A 17,733-nucleotide genomic window follows, 5' to 3' on the forward strand; every position below is an offset into this window, starting at 1 on the left:
ATGAACTCTGTCAAGCAATACAACTGGTTACAAGTTGTAGAAGGTTGCTCGGTTGTCAGTTGTATTGTTGGCTCAATAGTCTCAGTAGTCTCTCAACAACTGATGTATGTATCTGTTCCTTTAACTGTTGCACTGTCGCTCAATTTAATAAATAGGTCAAAATTTCAGCAACAGATACGGCAGTACAACAAAACTACAGTATCTGAAATGCATCAAGCTATCAATTCCTTGGATCAGCAAGTTCAGACTTTGCCAACCCAGAGTGTAGATCTTGATCCTGTATTCAAATCTTTACTTCAGGTACAGCAAACAACTCGCACGCTTACCGAACAGTTCAATACTCGACCGGAAACACAAGAGGTTAAGCAGTTCAAAACAGAGATTACTGAACTAAATAATCTTTTCAACACCCTATCCGTACGTTTGGACAATCTTCCTACTTACACAGAAGTTAATACAAGTGAGATAGAGCGCACAATTACCAACCTTAGTAGTCAATTAGATAGCTTGACAAGACAGGTTAATGCCAAACCAGAGGTACAAGCAATTGAAGAGTTGAAGGAAGCGCTTAATGAAATCAAGAATGAGACAGAAGCGCAAGTCAAAGCTTTGCAAGCACAATTGCAAGCTTTCGACCTCAACCAAGTCAATAGCGATAGTGCTAAACTTCAAAGCCAAATTAATCATATTATCGAACAATACTCAAAAACTCCTTCTTTTGACCCTAATTATTTGGAAGAGCGTTTAACTGAAATAGAAAGAAAAAATTCAACAACGTATAAAGATAATATTAATCGTTTGGTTTCAGCAATCAAGCAGCTGCAATCAGATAAAACAGTGACGGAAGCAGCAATTGCAAAGATTGCAGGAGAATTAGATACTTTAAAACTACGTTTTGAGAATCTACCTGCTCCTCCAGAGCCAGTTGATGTAGGTGAAATACAAACATCGATTACAAAACTCGATAATCAGTTAAACGCTTTAGCTCAGAATTTCATAGCCCGTTCAGAACCAGCAGCAATTCAACGTATAGCTCAGATAGTCAATCGGCTTCAAGAGCATTTTAATAACCTACCTCTTGCTCCAGAATCAGTTGATTCTAATGAGCTAAAGAAATTTGTTGCTGGTGTTGATGAGCGTTTAGCTTTACTAGAATCTCTCAATATTACTACCATTTCTGACGAGTTAACTCAACTTCAAACTGACATAAAGTCCGCCTTGCAACAGCTTGATCATCAACGCCTTTTTCAATCTAGTGTTGTTGAACTTTCCTCGGCTCAAGTTGAGGGATTAAAGCAAGAAGTTGAAAAACTGAAATTCCAAATCGTCAGAGAATTAACATCAAAAATAGAACACTTACAGCAACAGCAGCAGGTTCTGGAACATCAGATAAGTACCAGACAAAAGCATGTAGAAAACCTAGATACTAGTGTTATTAACTTACGAAATGAGAACATTGAACTGAGAAAAAATGTAGATAAATATAATCCTGAAATAAATAAAATCCATGTGCTATTAGACAAGTACAATCAGAATACAATTCACATAAAGCAGCAGTTGGAAAAAGTACAACAGCAAGTGAATGTGCTAGATGAAAGAACTAATAGCAACCAGAATCTACATGAGATTCAAGAGAGACTGGATTTTTTACAGCACTTAATGACCGAATATGTGAAAACTGAATATTTAGAAAATGTACTTTTAGACTTATGCGAAGAATTTTCCAAGCAGATTGATAGAGTTGTTGATCTGCAAGTCGGGGAAATGAATCAACAGCTAAGTAAGTGGACGGAAAAATTTACAAGTATGTAACGAAAAGTAAAAATAAAATTACTGTAGGGTGTGTTAGGCGCAGCCTTTCGATATACGTTGTCATAAAAAACATAATCAAAGCGCCCAACGCACCTTACTTTTGACTCTTATCTGGAGTAAATTCTCGATAATAAAATTTGTTTGTAATCACGACTAGAGTCCTTGGTATATCAGGCAAAGAGGACTAAAGTCCTCACTACGTAGTTATTAAGATTGTATTACTGGACTTGATATCACTGTATCTACAAGGCTACCATCCATCCTTATTGTTAGTAAGTCTTTATCTCAACATTAACAAGCTCTTAATGGTTAGTTAATACCCAGTTGATAAGTTAAGGTTGCTAGATTGAGCTGGGTTTCATACCAAATCCGTATCCATAATCTCTATGTAGCTTTAGGGCTATAAGTGTTGCGACTTATCAAAAAAAGACTGCAGACTTAGAAACGGGAGTATGGAAATCGGATTTGGTATGTCATCATGTTGGCAATTAGTTAACTATTATTCAGCTTTCAGTTTCTTCTCTATTTTAAGAATTAACAAATTTAAGAATTTACAAAAAGGATGCGTATGGAGCGTTTTCATTTCGAGCGCTTACTATCGAGCAAAGCCCCGCGGCGACGCTTTCTCATTGGTGCAGGGGCTATGACTGCAAGCACGCTCGCCAGTCTTTGGACTCAGAGAGTTGTTGCACAGCCAAGTTTTTCTGCTTATCCTTTCAGTCTCGGCATTGCTTCTGGTGATCCCTTACCAGATAGTGTGGTGCTGTGGACGCGATTGGCTCCAGAACCGTTAAATGGCGGTGGTATGCCGGATGTTAATGTGCCTGTGCAGTGGCAAGTTGCTCTGGATGAAAACATGAGAAAAGTTGTGCGACGGGGTAGGGCGATCGCCACTCCTGAATTTGCCCACTCTGTCCATGTAGAAGTAGGTGGGTTGCAGCCTGAGCGTTGGTATTGGTATCAGTTCAAGGTGGGTCATGAAATTAGTCCCGTCGGACGCACCCGTACAGCTCCAGCGCGTGATGCTCGTGTTGATAAATTTCGCTTTGGGTTCGTCAATTGCCAGGACTGGCAGAACGGTTATTACACAGCTTACCAGCACTTGGCTCAAGAGGAGCTAGATTTAGTCGTTCATTTGGGTGACTATATTTATGAGTATGGACCGCAACCCGGAGGTCCACGTCAACATAATAGCCCGGAAATTGTCACCCTTACCGATTACCGGAACCGCCACGCCCTTTACAAAACTGACTCTAACCTACAAGCGGCTCATGCGGCTTTTCCCTGGATCGTCACTTGGGACGACCACGAAGTCGAAAACAATTATGCTAGCTTCATTCCTGAAGAAAATCAAAGTTCAGAGGCGTTTGTGACTCGTAGGGCAAACGCTTACAAAGCTTACTACGAACATATGCCCCTACGCTTGTCATCGCTGCCTCAAGGTCCTTATTTGCAGCTTTACCGGCGTTTCGCCTTTGGGGACATTGCTGAGTTTAATGTCCTAGATACCCGCCAGTACCGCAGCGATCAGCCTTGCGATGACGGCTTAAAACCCCGTTGTTCTGAAGCGTTTGACGTCAATGCAACTATGACAGGCACAGAGCAAGAACAGTGGCTGTTCCAAGGTTTAAGTGATTCGCAAGCTCGCTGGAATGTGATTGCTCAGCAAGTCATGCTGGGACAATATGATTTTAATGCCCTCCCAAACCAAGAAGTCTTCAACTTGGATCAGTGGGATGGTTATGTCGCTGCACGCGATCGCCTATTACAATTTCTCCAACAGCGTCAACCCAATAACCCAGTTGTGATTACTGGTGACATTCATTCGAGCTGGGTACACGACCTAAAAACTGACTTCAACAACCCAAACTCGCCCACTGTCGCCACTGAATTCGTGGGTACCTCAATTTCCTCCGACTTCCCTGAGGTCTTCATTCCCCCGACTGTAGCAGCCCTCAGCAACAATCCTCATACTAAATTCTTCGACGGCAAAAATCGCGGCTACGTGCGTTGTCATCTTACACACGAGACTTGGCAAAGTGACTACCGCGTTGTTTCCACCATCCGCGAACAGAGTGCAACCATTAGTACCTTAGCTTCGTTTGTAACCCAAAACGGGCGACCTGGCGCTGAACGTGCTTAGATTCGATATCACCGCATTCAATTGCATTTAGAATTTAGGTCAACTGAGATCTTGCAAGAGTTGCAACAGGAGGCGAAGCCTCCAAACCCTCGTTACCAGGTTCAACCTGGTAACGAGATATTAGAGCCTCTGGCTCTTGTTGACAATGGTTTTGGTCTTATCTGAACCATATTGGGTTCTAGCGATAAGAACTCGTAATCGTTTTAGCTGTCGCTGCGATGACTTTTGCACGCTCCTTTGAGGATCGCCGTGACTCTGCCACAAAAACAGCAACTGAGATTCTACCACCATCCGGTGCGGTGAGTATTCCGACATCATTGGTCACCGCAGTAACGCCCCTCCAGGTAAGGCTCGTTCCTGTTTTATGACCAAGTGTCCAGCCTTCCGGTACTCCTGCTTTCAAGCGATCTGGAAAGGTTACGGTTCGCTGCATCACTTTTAAGAGATGCGCGGTCGATTTGGCTGAAAGGAGTTTCCGTTACATAAATCCTACTCAGAATTAGTCAAAGCTTATCAAAGCTATGTACAAAATCTAAGTTTCGCTTACTTCCTGCTTCATCCTGGAGAAGTCGGCTTCAACCAGTCCACAGGCTAACCTCGCCTAACTGGCGATTTTCTTCAAATTGACTGCTGCGTTCAAATCGCGGTCAATGACAAAACCACAATGACCACATTCAAACACTCTCTCATTCAATGCGAGTGTTTCTTTTTTTGTCCCACAGCTTGAGCAAATCTTGCTAGATGGAAACCACCTATCAACGACTAACAGCTTAGAACCATATAGTTCACACTTGTAGGTTAACTGGCGACGGAATTCAAAAAAGCCCATGTCAGCGATAGCCTTAGCCAATTTGTGATTAGCCATCATACCGGATACATTCAGGTCTTCAATAACTACTGTGCCGTGGTTCTTGGCTAGTAGTGTAGTGAGCTTGTGCAACGTATCCTTACGGATATTGGCTATCTTCATGTGAAGCCTAGCTATTTGCAATTGTGCTTTCTTCCAGTTATTTGAACCGATGATTTTATGGCGATTCAACCATTGCATTCTGGACAATTTCGCTTCATGTTTTTTGTAAGACTTTGCACCTAAAACCACCTCACCAGTAGAGAGAGTGGCTAGTGCTTTAACACCAAGGTCAACGCCTACAACAGTGTCTGATAAACAGTCCTGTTGGTTTACTTCAAAACGGAAACTTATAAACCATCTATCGGCTTGACGAGATATTGTACAAGACTTAGTTAATACTTGTGGTAATCGTTCATAAGTTTTGAGAACACCTATTACAGGTACTTGAATCTTGTTATTGCCTAGAATTTTAACAGTACCTTCAAGTGTGAAAGAGTCACGTTTACCTTTTTTCTTGAACTTTGGAACGCCAGCAGTCTTGTTGAAACAACGTTTCCAAGCTTCCCGTAAAGCCATTAATGCTTGCTGTGGAGTGGATTTTGAACATTCATAATACCACTCGTTTTCAGATTTCACTAATGCAACCAGCCATTTGTGCAAGTCAATAGCACTAGGAAATTTAATCTTAGAATCAGGATTAACTTTGTTATGGTCTAATATCTGTTTTGTCAGTCCAAGACCCCAATTCCAAGCATGACGCGCTACGCCACAATGCTTCATTAATGCTATGCGGTGCTGATTATTCAGTTTCAATTCTGTTTTGAAACCTAACAACATTCAATTATCTTTTGAACTTCTTAATCTTGATATGATATCTAGTATACCAGTTTAATAGCGAATTAACAATGTCAAGAACTTTGTTTAGATCAGATAATCAAGTTGCATATGATAAAGTCCCAGTACAGTTCAAGGTTTTACCAGGGGTAAGGGAAAAACTTAAAGCCGTTCCCAACTGGCAAGAACGGCTAAGAGATTTTGTTGACCAATTGATTTTAGAAGAATCTTGTCAAAATGATAAGCAATGAACAGATGTGACTAGAAATTAAGTTACAGTTCCCTTCCCCCTGGCAAGAGCACTCAGGAAAGTCACCATCCCTCGTGGCGTCGCCGTATCACGCTCGTCTTTCAAGTAGGCGGCAAAAGAGGCGTCACGGCGACTGGACGGCACAGCTTTTATCGCTTTGTCAAGCACATCTGCATCAACGTACTCAGGTCGCCAAATCAAACCGACAATCTCAGTTTGGAGGTGTTTCTCGTCCCTATCCACGCGCAGACCTGAAATCTTCTTCGTTTTCAAAAACGTCTGTATACCTTCCGCACCGCCAACCTGTGCAAAAAGAAGATCTGTCGCAGCACTATCGCTCTCAATAATTGCACGAGAAATCAGATCGGCGACAGTTGTCCTTACTTCTCCACGTTGTGCAACGAGATCGGCAATCGGCTGGACATAAAGGCTTAAGTCGTTCTTGCGGACAGTTATAACATCCTCAAGACGCATCTGACCACGATCAATTGCATCCATTGCAGCAGCACCAACGACCAACTTCATGACACTCTGGAGCGAGAAACGTTGGTCACCGTTGACGCAGGCAATGGCACCCGATTTGATCTCCTCTGCACAGATCCCAACCCGACCATCAGATCCCTTTGCAACAGCTTCCAACTTCCGTTGCAGCCCAGAGGTGTCCGTCAGCGATCCAGCCTGGGCAGGGGAGATAGATACCAAGCAAAAAAGATACAGAGCGCCTGCTAAACAGTTCAAGCATCGCGTGGTTCGCGGTTTCTTTTTTTTGTCCATGGTCATGTTTCATCTTCAGCTAAAGTAATCAGTGCATCATTGAAACTGAGATTTAACTGCTTATCCAGATTCGGTACTAAGTCAATACCGAAATTCTTTTCCTTATCCTGAGCTAGTGCGTTAACTTTTATGCCAATGCACAACTCGTCACGCTTTTGTGCAGCTTTTACACAGTCAGCGAAAGTCAACTTGCCAAGCTGTTCGGTTGGAAAGTAAAGCGATATGGGCTTGATATACAGTTCGCTTCCCTCCACTGAGAACAAATCGCGATAGATGGACATGACGTCAGGTTCTTGGGAAACCTGAGCTAAAATTTTAGAGACAAGTTGGTTGGTAAGGAGAAAGTCTTTAACACCTGCTTTGATGACCAAGTCGGTGTCTTCTGAGTCAATTATTTCTGCAATCAATTCTGTCGTAACTTTGTTTCCGGTTTCGGTGGTATACTCCCGGAATATTTGCCGCAGTTCTAACAAAATGGTGAGGGTTTTAGCATCTATTTCTTCAGCATTTGCTCCGCTACCTGCCAGAATTGAGATGCTGTCATAGTTATAAGGTTTGAAGTGAAGAAGCTGCTCAACTGAATCCAAATTAGCTTGTAGGACAGCCATCTTTATGTGTAAGTAATCTTGGGCAATCTTATCAAATTCAGCTTGCACCTCTGGTGTTAAATCCTCTACCACCAAGTTGACTTGTGAACCTTCAACTATGTATTTAGCATATTCTTTGAGGATAATTGGAGTTTTGTTGTTCCAGCCAATAATAAGATGCTTCTCAGGTTTTCGCTCTAGGGTTTTGCGATCGCCTCCATAGCCAAAATTTTTAGGCTGCACTACAGGTTGTGGATGAAACTCAATCGTAGAGTCATCTTCTGCCAGAATGACAACTTCATCATTTTCAGCGAGCTGGTAATTTTGACTGGGTTTTATTGTCAGGCGCAGATCTACATGACGCACGCCTATGGGAGTACCATTTGAGAAATGAAATGGCAATTCACCAAAACTTAAGCTTTGCCAGCCTTTTTCTGGGCGATAGAAATAAAATTCGTTACCTTCAAAACCTACCAAGTTTAAATAAACTGAGGCTAGTCCTACACTCCGCGAGGTTTGAACTAAAATTCTAGCCAAAATATCAGCTTCATTTAGAGTGGTGACTGCTCCTGGAGCAATATTTTCAGCAAGTCGGCGATATTGTTGGGAGTGTAATTCTACAACAATAGGCGGCAAGGAGTCTTCCTCATTAGCTGCCACTACTGCTAGGATGGCTTTGACAACTCGTGCATCAGCTAAAGTCTTGCTTTCTTCAGGATCTGAAGCTTTGGCATCATTCAAAATAATCACCGATTTGGCAACTTTGACTCCAACTTTATTTAGGTCATTTAAATTAGTCGTTAAGCCATTGCGAGTCACCACTCGTGTCGTTTTGAGTTCAGCTAAATTATTGCGGAGGAAATCATCCATCTCCTCTTTATCTTGTTGAGATAAGATAACAACGACTGCGTCTGCAACGGATTCATTAGCGAATACTAACTCTCTAAGAATATCTATAATTCTGTCGGTGAATCCTAAAATTAAGGTATGGTTCTCTTCTACTACAGGGCTTTTCCCCTTACGCAGTAACTGGAGTCTTGATTCAAATTGCTGGGTAATAAAGGCTACCAGGCTGGAGAACAACACTAAGCCAACAAAAATTGTGATAACACCAACAAATTTAGTCGCAAAATTGGCATTGTCTCCTGTGTCTCTTAACCCGATCAACTGCACGAATACGTCCCAGTACAAATCCGGGGAATTTTCCAAATTTTCATTGGGAAACAACAATTCAGAGATGTAACGGGCAATTGTCATGATAACAAAAGCACCAAAAAACAATGACAATAATGCCAGAAAGACAGAAAATCCTCCCTTCGACATAAAATTGTCGAAGTTATACTGTAGGCGCTTTTGCCAAGAGACTCTATTTTGAAATTTTCTCTTAATCATCATATTTTTTGAATTCAAAGAAAACAAATCTTTTTCTCTACAGAAACACTCATCACGATTCCACTGGGAAAGTTACTGGTTATATCCTAAAGTTCAATCATAAAACTGATGCCAAATTCGGTCTTTCAAAAAGCGGGCTGAAAAACTTATCTATTGATAATATCAGTTATTGGTTTGCTTATTTGAGCATCAAATACCCTACGCGTGAACCTTTAGAGACTGATATTTTACAGCTATTTTCAGTTAATTGAACCACATATTTTTGTAGGGGCACGGCATTGCCGTGCCCCTAAAGCGTGGTTTATTTATTTGAAAAGCGCTGTAAGCCATCAGGATTATATTAACTTACTCATACTATTATTCGCTGTGTGCTTCTGTTTTAAATACCCCGACAGAGTCTTGTAACTGCTGTGCCACTTCTAGTGTTTGTTGTAGAGAGCGAGACACTATGCCAGACGAATCAGCAGTGCGTTCCGAAGCTTGGGCAACTTTTTTGAGCAACGACACAACGGTTTGAGATGTTTGCGTTTGAGATATTGTTGCTGTAAAAATCGACTGCACTAAATAGTCAATCTGACGAGATACTTCTAAAATCTGCATGAGGTTAAGCTTGGCATCTTCGACAACATTTGCTCCTTCCACCATCTCGGTTGTTCCTTGTTCTATGGCTTTAACCACTTCGCTTGTTTCCAATTGGATGTTCTCGAAGATGTGTTGAATTTCTTTGGTCACTTCGTTAGACTGGGCAACCAATTGAGCAATTTCTTCCGCCACTGCGACAAAGTTTCGACCTGCATCACCCATCCACGCAGCCTCAGCACCAACATTGATGGCTAGCAAGTTGGTTTGCATATCGATTTGGTTCATCAAGGACACAAGGGAGGAGATTTTTTGCGAAGTTTCGCCCACATACTTCACCCTGTTGGCTGTTTCAGCAACGATTTGTTGTATACTCAAGATACTGTTGACAGTCAAATCCATTGCTTTTCCAGCTGTCTCTACTTTGTTAGAGGTCGTGTGAATGATTTGAGCTGATTGGTAGGCGTTCTCAGCGACTGCTTGAATCGAGACAGTCATACTATCGATTTCCTTAAGGGTGCGAGTAATATCGCTGAGTTGTGTGAGCGCTTTATCCGCCAATTGCTGGATGGCACCAGAGTTTTCCCCAACAGAAACATTCACTTGGTGTGCCGCTGTTTTGACTTGAGTGACAATCTGCCGCAAGCTGTTGATAATGGTATTTAAAAAATCAGCAACTATGCCAATTTCACCGACTGAAATTTTAGCTCGAACAGTTAAATCGCCATTGGTTGCTTCTTTAACGTCACTAATAAGTTCTAAAAGCTGACTTTGGAGAGCTTCTTTACTATGCCTTAAAACTTCTTCTGCCTGCTTGCGTAAGGTAATGTCAGATACCACTCCAATAAAATTTGTGACTCGTCCAAATGCGTCTCGCACTGGAGAAACCGTTAATTCACTCCAAAACGGGGTACCGTCCTTGTGGTAATTCTTCACAATTTGGCATTCACTCGAATCGCTCACTGTGTCGCGTATTTGTTCAACAGTCGTTTGCCCTGTGTCGCCTCCTAGTAAAAATCGGTAGTTGCGCCCAAGCGCTTCTTCTAATGAATAGCCTGTGATTGTTTCAAAAGCAGGATTGCAAAAGATGATCGGATTGTCTTTTTGATGCGCGTCAGTAATGAAAATGGCGTTACTCGCTGCTGCAATGGCGCGATCGCGAAGCCGCAACACTCTTTGCGCCTGTTGAAGTTCATCAAGAAGATTGGCTTGTTCTAAGGCAATTCCAACTTGAATTGCGAGTTGTCTAAACAAATCAATTTCAGATTTTTGCCAATTCCGAGGTCTAGAACACTCATGGGCACATAATAACCCTACGAGCTGACTATGATTTAAAATCGGTGCAACTAAATTTGCCTTGATTTGAAAATCTTTTAAAATCTTCTTATGGGAATCTGTAAAGCCTGCTGTGAAAACATTGTTGGTAGCTCGGACTCTACCATTTTTATACATTTCTATGTCATCTTCCCGAAAAGGGTCATTGACCTTTTGCCCTAAGGTTTTCACCCAACCATCTGCCACTGACTCGGCGATGATGTTGCCACCACCATCAGGATTGAAGCGATAGATAATGACACGGTCTGTTGTTAATGCTTGACGAACTTCCTTGACGCTACTGTTGAGGACATCTTCTAATTTAAGCGATCGCCGAATGCGTAGGGTAATTTCTGTAAACAACTGTGAACGTTGAGTTTCGACTTCTTGCTGTTCCAAAAGCTTTGCAGACGCAGCCAAACGCTGATCGACAAACGAAGTCATCAACGCGAAACCCAAGATGACAACGGTAGCCACGCCTATGCCAACAGCCAGCCAGGTGAGGGAGTTTGTCATCGCCTGGGGCGTAATGATTGCTCGTGGGTTGGTTGCCTTGAAGCGAGCTGCTGCCATACCTGTGTAGTGCATCCCAGCAATTGCTGCCCCCATGACAAGTGCACTGCCAATTTTTGTCCTCCCGCCAGTGGCGCTCGTCTGTCTGCGGAGTTGGAACGCCATCCATAATGCGACAATTGATGCACCAATGGCGATCGCCACAGAAAGCACAAACAGCAACGGATCATATCCGGTAGTTGCTTCCATCCGCATCGCGTACATTCCAATGTAGTGCATGAGCGCGATCCCAATACCCATGACGACACCGCCAATCAGCAATTGCCAGATGCTTAAGACTTCTTCACTGGCGAGATAAAGCGCACCTCCAGAAGCGATAATGGCAGGCAGCATTGAAACCAACACAGTCCACATATCGTAGGACATCGGCATCGGCAGACTGAAGGCAAGCATGGCAACAAAGTGCATTGACCAAATACCAATGCCCATGACGATTCCGCCACCAATTAACCAAGCAATTCTCGCGGATGCCTTGGCTGCCGTTACCCGCCCAGCTAAATCAAGCGCGGTGTATGAGGCAAGGACTGCAATCACAATCGAAAGCCCTACAAGGCGCGAATCGTATGTGCTACTAAGAACTAAATCTCCCTGAAGCATCAGGTTAACCTCAAGCAAAATAATTTTATAAAATTTAACTTTTTTGTGATTTTATAGTGATTTTTTACTCATCCAATGGCACTAAATCCATTACCCTTGGCATCATATTATTGAAATAATTGTTACTTACGCATATTAACGTACGACCATTGGGTGAGATTACTCTATAACAAAATAATTTTGATAGTAACTCTATAGAAATTTTTCGGACTTTTCCTACTTTTCCTACTTTTCCTACTTGAGTCGTGAAAAAGTATGAAAAATAAGTGATTTCTCATAAAAATCTTTACTGTATTATCTATACTTTAATCATTTATCAAAATACCAATCTGTGATATTCTCCTATACATAACTTCAATTGAAACAAATTTATTATATTAACACAAATTATTAATAAAATAAGTAAAAAAGTATACAAAAATCTATTTGCCACTTAGGTGATGGAAATCGCCATTGTAGCTTGTTAGTTATCCAGAGTGCTTACAGATAAAAAATTATGAGTCAGGAAGACATAAAGATACCAGTATTATTGAGCGAGCGTTATCGCATTATCAGCGTACTTGGATCTGGTGGATTTTGCGACACATTCTTAGCAGAAGATACCCAAATGCCTTCGGGACGCCGTTGTGTGATTAAACAACTTAAGCCTGTTAATAATAATGATTTTCAGGTTTCCCAACTGGTACAAAAGCGATTTCAACGGGAAGCTGCCATTTTAGAACAACTGGGAGGAGCGAGCAATCAAATTCCCAGTCTGTACGCTTACTTTCAAACGGTTGAGCAATTCTACTTGGTACAGGAATGGATCGACGGACAAACCCTACTTCAAAAAGTCCAACAAAGGGGATGTTTGAGCGAAAGCGAAGTCGTCTCGATTCTCATCAGTCTGTTAGAGGTGCTGGAATATGTCCATAGCAAAGGCATTATCCACCGCGATATTAAACCTGACAATATAATGCTGCGCTCATCTGATAGCAAACCAGTTTTGATTGATTTTGGTGCGGTGCGAGAAACGATGGGGACAGTGCTGAACACTGAAGGAAGTGTTAACAGTTCAATTATCGTTGGGACACCAGGGTTTATGCCTAGCGAACAAGCAGCAGGGCGTCCAGTTTTTGCCAGTGACTTGTATAGTCTTGGGTTAACAGCTATTTATTTGCTGACGGGACAATTGCCGCAACACATGAATACAGATTCCTACACAGGCGAGAGTCTTTGGCAGCGGGATGGTGTGAGTCCTCCTTTAGCATTCGTGTTAGATAAAGCCATCCGGTTTAATCCCAGGGAACGCTACCCCAGCGCAAAAGCAATGCTTTATGCTCTCCAGAGTATTGCAAAATCGCTTCCATCTAGGGTGGGTAACTTGACTCAACCACCTCCTCAGACTGTTCCTGTAACTCTCAAATCTGCCCGTCAAAACAGAAGACAAAACGGTATGTTTCTTGGCGGTATGTTAATCACAGGTGCAGTATTCGGTACATCCATAATTATTGGTCTTTTGTTAACAAACTTTCCCCAACCTACAGCACAAAATAAAAAAGCTTCATCTGGGTTAGTTACAAAACCGCAAGGTTCACAAACCCCTTTGACATTATCTCCTTCCCTACCTGTAACGACCAGTTCTCAAAGAGTGCAAAGTTATGAACAATCAAATACAAACAGTGCGACTTTGCCTAATTCTTTCTATTTTATAGCAGACTCTACCTTCCCAAATTTACAACCTGCTATCAAGCAAACGAAAACTTTACAAGCGGGTGGTTATCCTCAAACAGGTGTGTTCTGGATACCAGATTATCCAAATATGGCAGATACGCATTTATTTGTAGTTTACATAGCCACCTTTAGCGATCGCCCGAGTTGCGTTGACTTCCTCAAGAATTATGGAAAACTCAATCCACAGGCATATTGCGCTTTTGCTAGTAAAGACCCCAAAGCACCAACAGCTCGGTTGTCTTTTAATGAAATAAGATGAATCTTAATGTTAGGGTACGCTGCACTCAGTCTTTGCAGTTATAGCTTTGTCCAGATGGCTTGTCTGAGTGCATCTAGTTTTTGCTTCGAGGCTATGAATCCTACGTAAAAGCGACGCTCCCCAGCATAAAGAAATCACAAGCTTGATAGTCATGCCTACCAGGAGGAGTGTTACCATTTTAGCTGCTTTTCTCTCTTGAGCCAGCCTTTTTTGCTGTTCTGCTAGTCGTGCTTCAACTTCTTTAGCACGTTCCGCCTCTAATGCCTGTTGAACTTCTGCGCGATCCAATTCTTCACTCTTCGCTAAAAACCGATAATCTAGGTTGCTCAAGCTTTTGCCATTTGCCCAAGTTTGAGCATCAATCAAGGCTTGTCCGCGCAATAACCGGGATTGATCTTGTTCGTTTGAAGCGATCCAGGCATCCAAGGCTTGCGAGTAGGGACGCAGATAAGCTAATTGTTTTTCAACCCATTCCAGATGGAAAACTTCTTGATAAATCCGGTTTCTTACCTTCAAAAAACCCTGCTTTTTGACAACCAACCCAGACAGTAACAGTTCAACTTGTTCTCGAGAGTCATCGACTGGTACTTCAACTTCCTGGAGGATGTGCTGATAAATTCCTAGCAATCTGCCGACGGATTGTTCGCTTCTAAGAAGGCGATCGCGAATTGTCCGCAAATGCTCCGGTTCATCTTGTGATTCCCAGTTGTTGATTATGCGGGACTTCACCACGCTTTGCACCCAAAATGCTTCCGTCCCAGGCAGCATTTTGAGATTGTCACCGAAAGCTTCTTGAGCCGAACTCACCAACAACCGACACAGCTTTTGTGTGAGAAAAGGTTGTCCTTCTGTCCAAGCTAAGATTTCTTTTAAAACTTTCTGGGGATTGTTACCGTTGCTCTCCAGCCCCTGAGCTAGGACTTTAGCTTCATGAAATGTAAAACCTTGTAGTTCGATTGCTTTCCCAATATTAAATGGCGTCGAATGATTTCGATATTGAATTAAGTCTCTTGGCGTTGCAACTCCAAAAATTGCAAATGTAATACGATTATATTCTGGAGAAAGCGCTCGTTTATTGTAGCAGAAGCGAATCAAGGTAAAAAAGTCATCAATTGAGAAATCAAGGCTCAAAATACTATCAATTTCATCAATAAATATAAACAATCTTTCATTAGGAAACTGAGCTAGCAGTATCTCCGAAATAAATCGGCTCAGTTTCTGAAGTAAAGAAAGATCATTCTGCTCTTGCCACCAGGTTTTTAAATTGACCTTTCCTATCAGTTTAAAACCCATCCATAAGTCACCTACGACTCCCTTATACCACTGTTCGGGAGTAATATTTTCACAGCCAATATTGGTCATATCGATAGTGGCGCACTTAAAGCCTTCTTGTTGCAGGCGATGCTTTGTTTTCACCATGAGTGAGGATTTGCCCATTTGCCGACAACTGAGAACATAGCAAAACTCACCCTGCTTCAAGGCTTCGTAGAGTTCTACATCTGCCCTTCGCTCAACATAACAAGGAGCATCAGTCGTTAGCGTGCCGCCAACTTGGTATCGATAACTTTTCATTCAATTTACATTTCAGGGCTTTTGAGCTTATATGATGATAATTTGAGATATTGTGCGGCAATGCCCACCCTGTAGAAAACTGCTGTAAACTTCTCATTATAAATTCCTTTTCTTTATAAATCAAGGTGTTTGTATCGGCAACTTAAATCAGTTATCAGTTATCAGTTATCAGTTATCAAAAATCAGTTATCAAGTACCCGCAGTATCAAGATGTCCCAAGTCAATCTTCTCACTGGTCACTGTTCACTGGTCACTGTTCACTGTTCACTGTTCACTGTTCACTGTTCACTGTTAAACTCCTGTACTCATCCGCGGCTTCGTCCCAAGAGCCATTCTGAGTTCTGAGTTCTGAGTTCTAAGTTCTTTTGGTTAATTGTCTTCAGATAAAACTGAGTTTAAAGTTACGCAATTACGCCCCTTTCTTTTTGCCTGGAAGAGAGCTTCTTCAGCAGCAGCCATTAACATTGCGGGTGAGTTTTCATGGTTGGGTATTGCAGTTGCAATGCCTAAGCTAACAGTGAGGACAGGAGCCGGAAATCCATCAAATTGAAATTGTGCGTGAGCGATCGCCCTTTGGAGTGCGTTGCTAGTTCCCTGGCTTACACCTACCCTAAGCGTTGCTTCTGGGTTCGCCAAGCGTGTTTGTGCTTCCTGCTCTGAATATAAGACAGAGGAGGCACGTGCGATCGCCAATTGCTCAACCCCCTCTCGAATGTTTTCTGCGATTTCTACAGCAATATTGCCGGGCGTTTCGGGCAACAGCGCTGCAAACTTTGTCCCCTCATAGTGAGCATCTAGAGTCGATTTATACTTTAAATACTCGTAGATAGTACTAGCAATTCGCTGTAAACTACTATTTCCCGCTGTATACCCATGAGCATCCGTGTAAAACTTAAAGTAGTCAATATCACACACAATCACAGATAGCATTGTCGCTTTTGTCAGCCACTGCTGCCACTGGGTTTCGAGATATTGGCTGAAGTAGTGTAGATTGACGAACTGACTCAGTGCATCAGCTTCAGTGATGTCATTGGATTGTTGTTGTTCCTTCAACAGATTTGCAGAAGCATGATCCTCATTTTCCCTTAAGAGTTGCTGGCTAAAATAAAGGCGATACAACTCGCAGCTAGGGCGAGCTTGATTGCCATCTAGTTCAACCAAACCCATGCTTTCTAGTTTGTATGCGGCGATTGCGCTGAGGGGTGCGCCTCTTGGAGGGCTGGCATCAAGCTGCACACTTTCATCAGCCATCACAACTTCTTGCATTGCAGACATCAATTGTGGATCAGCTTGGAGTAGGGTTAAGAGTTCTCGTAAATGCTGACTATAAATTCCACTTGGTGTAGAAGCTGTTTGTAATAACTCCAAGAGCGTCATTTCTTCCTGATACAAATGATAAAGCGCCAGATTTATCAGATAGGGATGCCCCCCAATCATTTTTTGTAAGGATCCTAAGCGTTGCGCCCCTTCGGAGGAAGCTGCCCAATCTATTCCATACTGAATAGCCAAATTCTGTACTTGCGCTATAGTAAACGGTGGCAGTGGAACTGTTAGCCCAACATTGAAAGGGGACTGGTTCAGCTTGAGCGGGATATAGATTTCTGTAGTGTGAACTACCACTAACCGCACTTTTTGCCACGTTCTATCCTGCTTTGCCTGTTCGTGCCAAAATCGCAGCATTGGCAAGAAGTCTTGGGCAATATTAGGATGTTCAAAAACCCGATGGAGTTCGTTTAAAGCCAAAACTATAGGACTATCGATTTGCTCCAGTACATACGCCTCAAAATAAATTTTGCAGCTCACCTTGCTGCCCATCTCTATATCCCAGTAATCATCGAGGTTCGGGGCGAGGTTCAACTGCCTGCTAACATTGATGCAGAACCAACGCAAAAACTTATCCAGTGAAGTAAAAACAGCTTCATCAGCTTCCTGAAAGTCCAAAGAAACAGTTTGATAACCCTGCACCTTTGCATGAGCAATAATCCTGTTGACCAGTGAACTTTTCCCCGTCTTCCTGGGTGCTTTGATCCGCAGCAAGCAACCTGGTTGCATAATTTCCGCATAAACAAGTTCTTCAAGCGGAGGACGGTTGATGTAGAAAGGAGAACCCACTGGCACAGGACCGCTGGGAAAGTCCAGCTTACTCACTGGGACTAAATCTAAAAAACCCCTTTCTGCACTAGAACCTGCTCTCAACTCGCGCTCTTGCTGTGAATTGTCCTGACTCATCCAGTCTTGCTGGAATCTTCTCAAGACTAGGTGTAGGTTTTTTTTGGTTACCCTCTCTCCTAGTGCATCTGAAAGGTCTTGCCACAATTGAGAGCCAACTTCTTTAATGTAGTCGCTCCCATAGCCTGAACCTTGGGCCATTTCACCGTAAGTTTTCCCCAGCCACGATTGTTGGAGCACAAACCGCTGAATGGAACCAAAAGGCTTGTCTTCGAGAATTTGTCCTACAGCTTCTAGAAGTTCTTCCACGGTTAC

10 protein-coding genes and 1 pseudogene are annotated in these 17,733 nt (G+C 42.5%); 4 read left to right on the top strand and 7 right to left on the bottom strand.

The genetic code is table 11. The annotated features are described in order from the left end of the window. Together AACT52_RS20570 and AACT52_RS20575 are read left to right on the top strand one after the other, a co-directional pair. Entirely contained in the window at positions 1-1,812 is a 1,812-nt protein-coding gene (locus AACT52_RS20570) for a hypothetical protein (protein ID WP_073633130.1), read from the top strand. 568 nt (positions 1,813-2,380) lie between these two features. Beyond that, positions 2,381-3,955 (top strand): alkaline phosphatase D family protein, encoded by a 1,575-nt coding sequence (locus AACT52_RS20575; protein ID WP_073633131.1) that lies wholly within the window; start codon positions 2,381-2,383, stop codon positions 3,953-3,955. Positions 3,956-4,133: 178 nt separating this feature from the next. Here AACT52_RS20575 and AACT52_RS20580 read toward each other — a convergent pair. Then, positions 4,134-4,418: pseudogene (locus AACT52_RS20580) on the bottom strand (serine hydrolase); the annotation flags it as partial. A gap of 138 nt (positions 4,419-4,556) precedes the next feature. Further along, on the bottom strand, positions 4,557-5,642 hold the full coding sequence (locus AACT52_RS20585) for an RNA-guided endonuclease InsQ/TnpB family protein (RefSeq protein WP_073633133.1): 1,086 nt from the start codon (positions 5,640-5,642) through the stop codon (positions 4,557-4,559). 68 nt (positions 5,643-5,710) lie between these two features. On the opposite strand from AACT52_RS20585, the gene AACT52_RS20590 reads away from it, so the two are divergent. Further along, a complete protein-coding gene (locus AACT52_RS20590; RefSeq protein WP_073633134.1) occupies positions 5,711-5,890 on the top strand; it encodes a hypothetical protein in 180 nt (59 codons plus the stop codon). A 17-nt stretch (positions 5,891-5,907) separates the two neighbouring features. Here the strand turns inward: AACT52_RS20590 and AACT52_RS20595 are convergent, their stop codons facing one another. The 3 genes from AACT52_RS20595 to AACT52_RS20605 all read right to left on the bottom strand — a co-directional run bounded on the left by AACT52_RS20595 (position 5,908) and on the right by AACT52_RS20605 (position 11,705). Next, on the bottom strand, positions 5,908-6,669 hold the full coding sequence (locus tag AACT52_RS20595; RefSeq protein WP_083630444.1) for a serine hydrolase: 762 nt from the start codon (positions 6,667-6,669) through the stop codon (positions 5,908-5,910). Beyond that, entirely contained in the window at positions 6,666-8,573 is a 1,908-nt protein-coding gene (locus AACT52_RS20600) for a CASTOR/POLLUX-related putative ion channel (RefSeq protein ID WP_073633173.1), read from the bottom strand. Before AACT52_RS20600 ends, AACT52_RS20595 begins: the two co-directional genes overlap by 4 nt. 426 nt (positions 8,574-8,999) lie before the next feature. After that, positions 9,000-11,705 (bottom strand): MHYT domain-containing protein, encoded by a 2,706-nt coding sequence (locus tag AACT52_RS20605; RefSeq protein ID WP_073633137.1) that lies wholly within the window; start codon positions 11,703-11,705, stop codon positions 9,000-9,002. A 496-nt stretch (positions 11,706-12,201) separates the two neighbouring features. Here AACT52_RS20605 and AACT52_RS20610 point away from each other — a divergent pair, with 496 nt between their 5' ends. Next, on the top strand, positions 12,202-13,677 hold the full coding sequence (locus AACT52_RS20610) for a serine/threonine-protein kinase (RefSeq protein WP_073633138.1): 1,476 nt from the start codon (positions 12,202-12,204) through the stop codon (positions 13,675-13,677). 9 nt (positions 13,678-13,686) lie between these two features. On the opposite strand, the gene AACT52_RS20615 is transcribed toward AACT52_RS20610, so the two are convergent. After that, on the bottom strand, positions 13,687-15,249 hold the full coding sequence (locus tag AACT52_RS20615; RefSeq protein ID WP_073633139.1) for an AAA-like domain-containing protein: 1,563 nt from the start codon (positions 15,247-15,249) through the stop codon (positions 13,687-13,689). A gap of 369 nt (positions 15,250-15,618) precedes the next feature. After that, the gene (locus AACT52_RS20620; protein ID WP_073633140.1) at positions 15,619-17,727 is read right to left on the bottom strand and encodes an AAA-like domain-containing protein; all 2,109 of its coding nucleotides are present in this window, start codon (positions 17,725-17,727) and stop codon (positions 15,619-15,621) included. Positions 17,728-17,733 lie beyond the last annotated feature (6 nt).

Origin of the sequence: Scytonema sp. HK-05, assembly GCF_963872035.1 — a bacterium.
Taxonomy (GTDB): domain Bacteria; phylum Cyanobacteriota; class Cyanobacteriia; order Cyanobacteriales; family Nostocaceae; genus Kalymmatonema.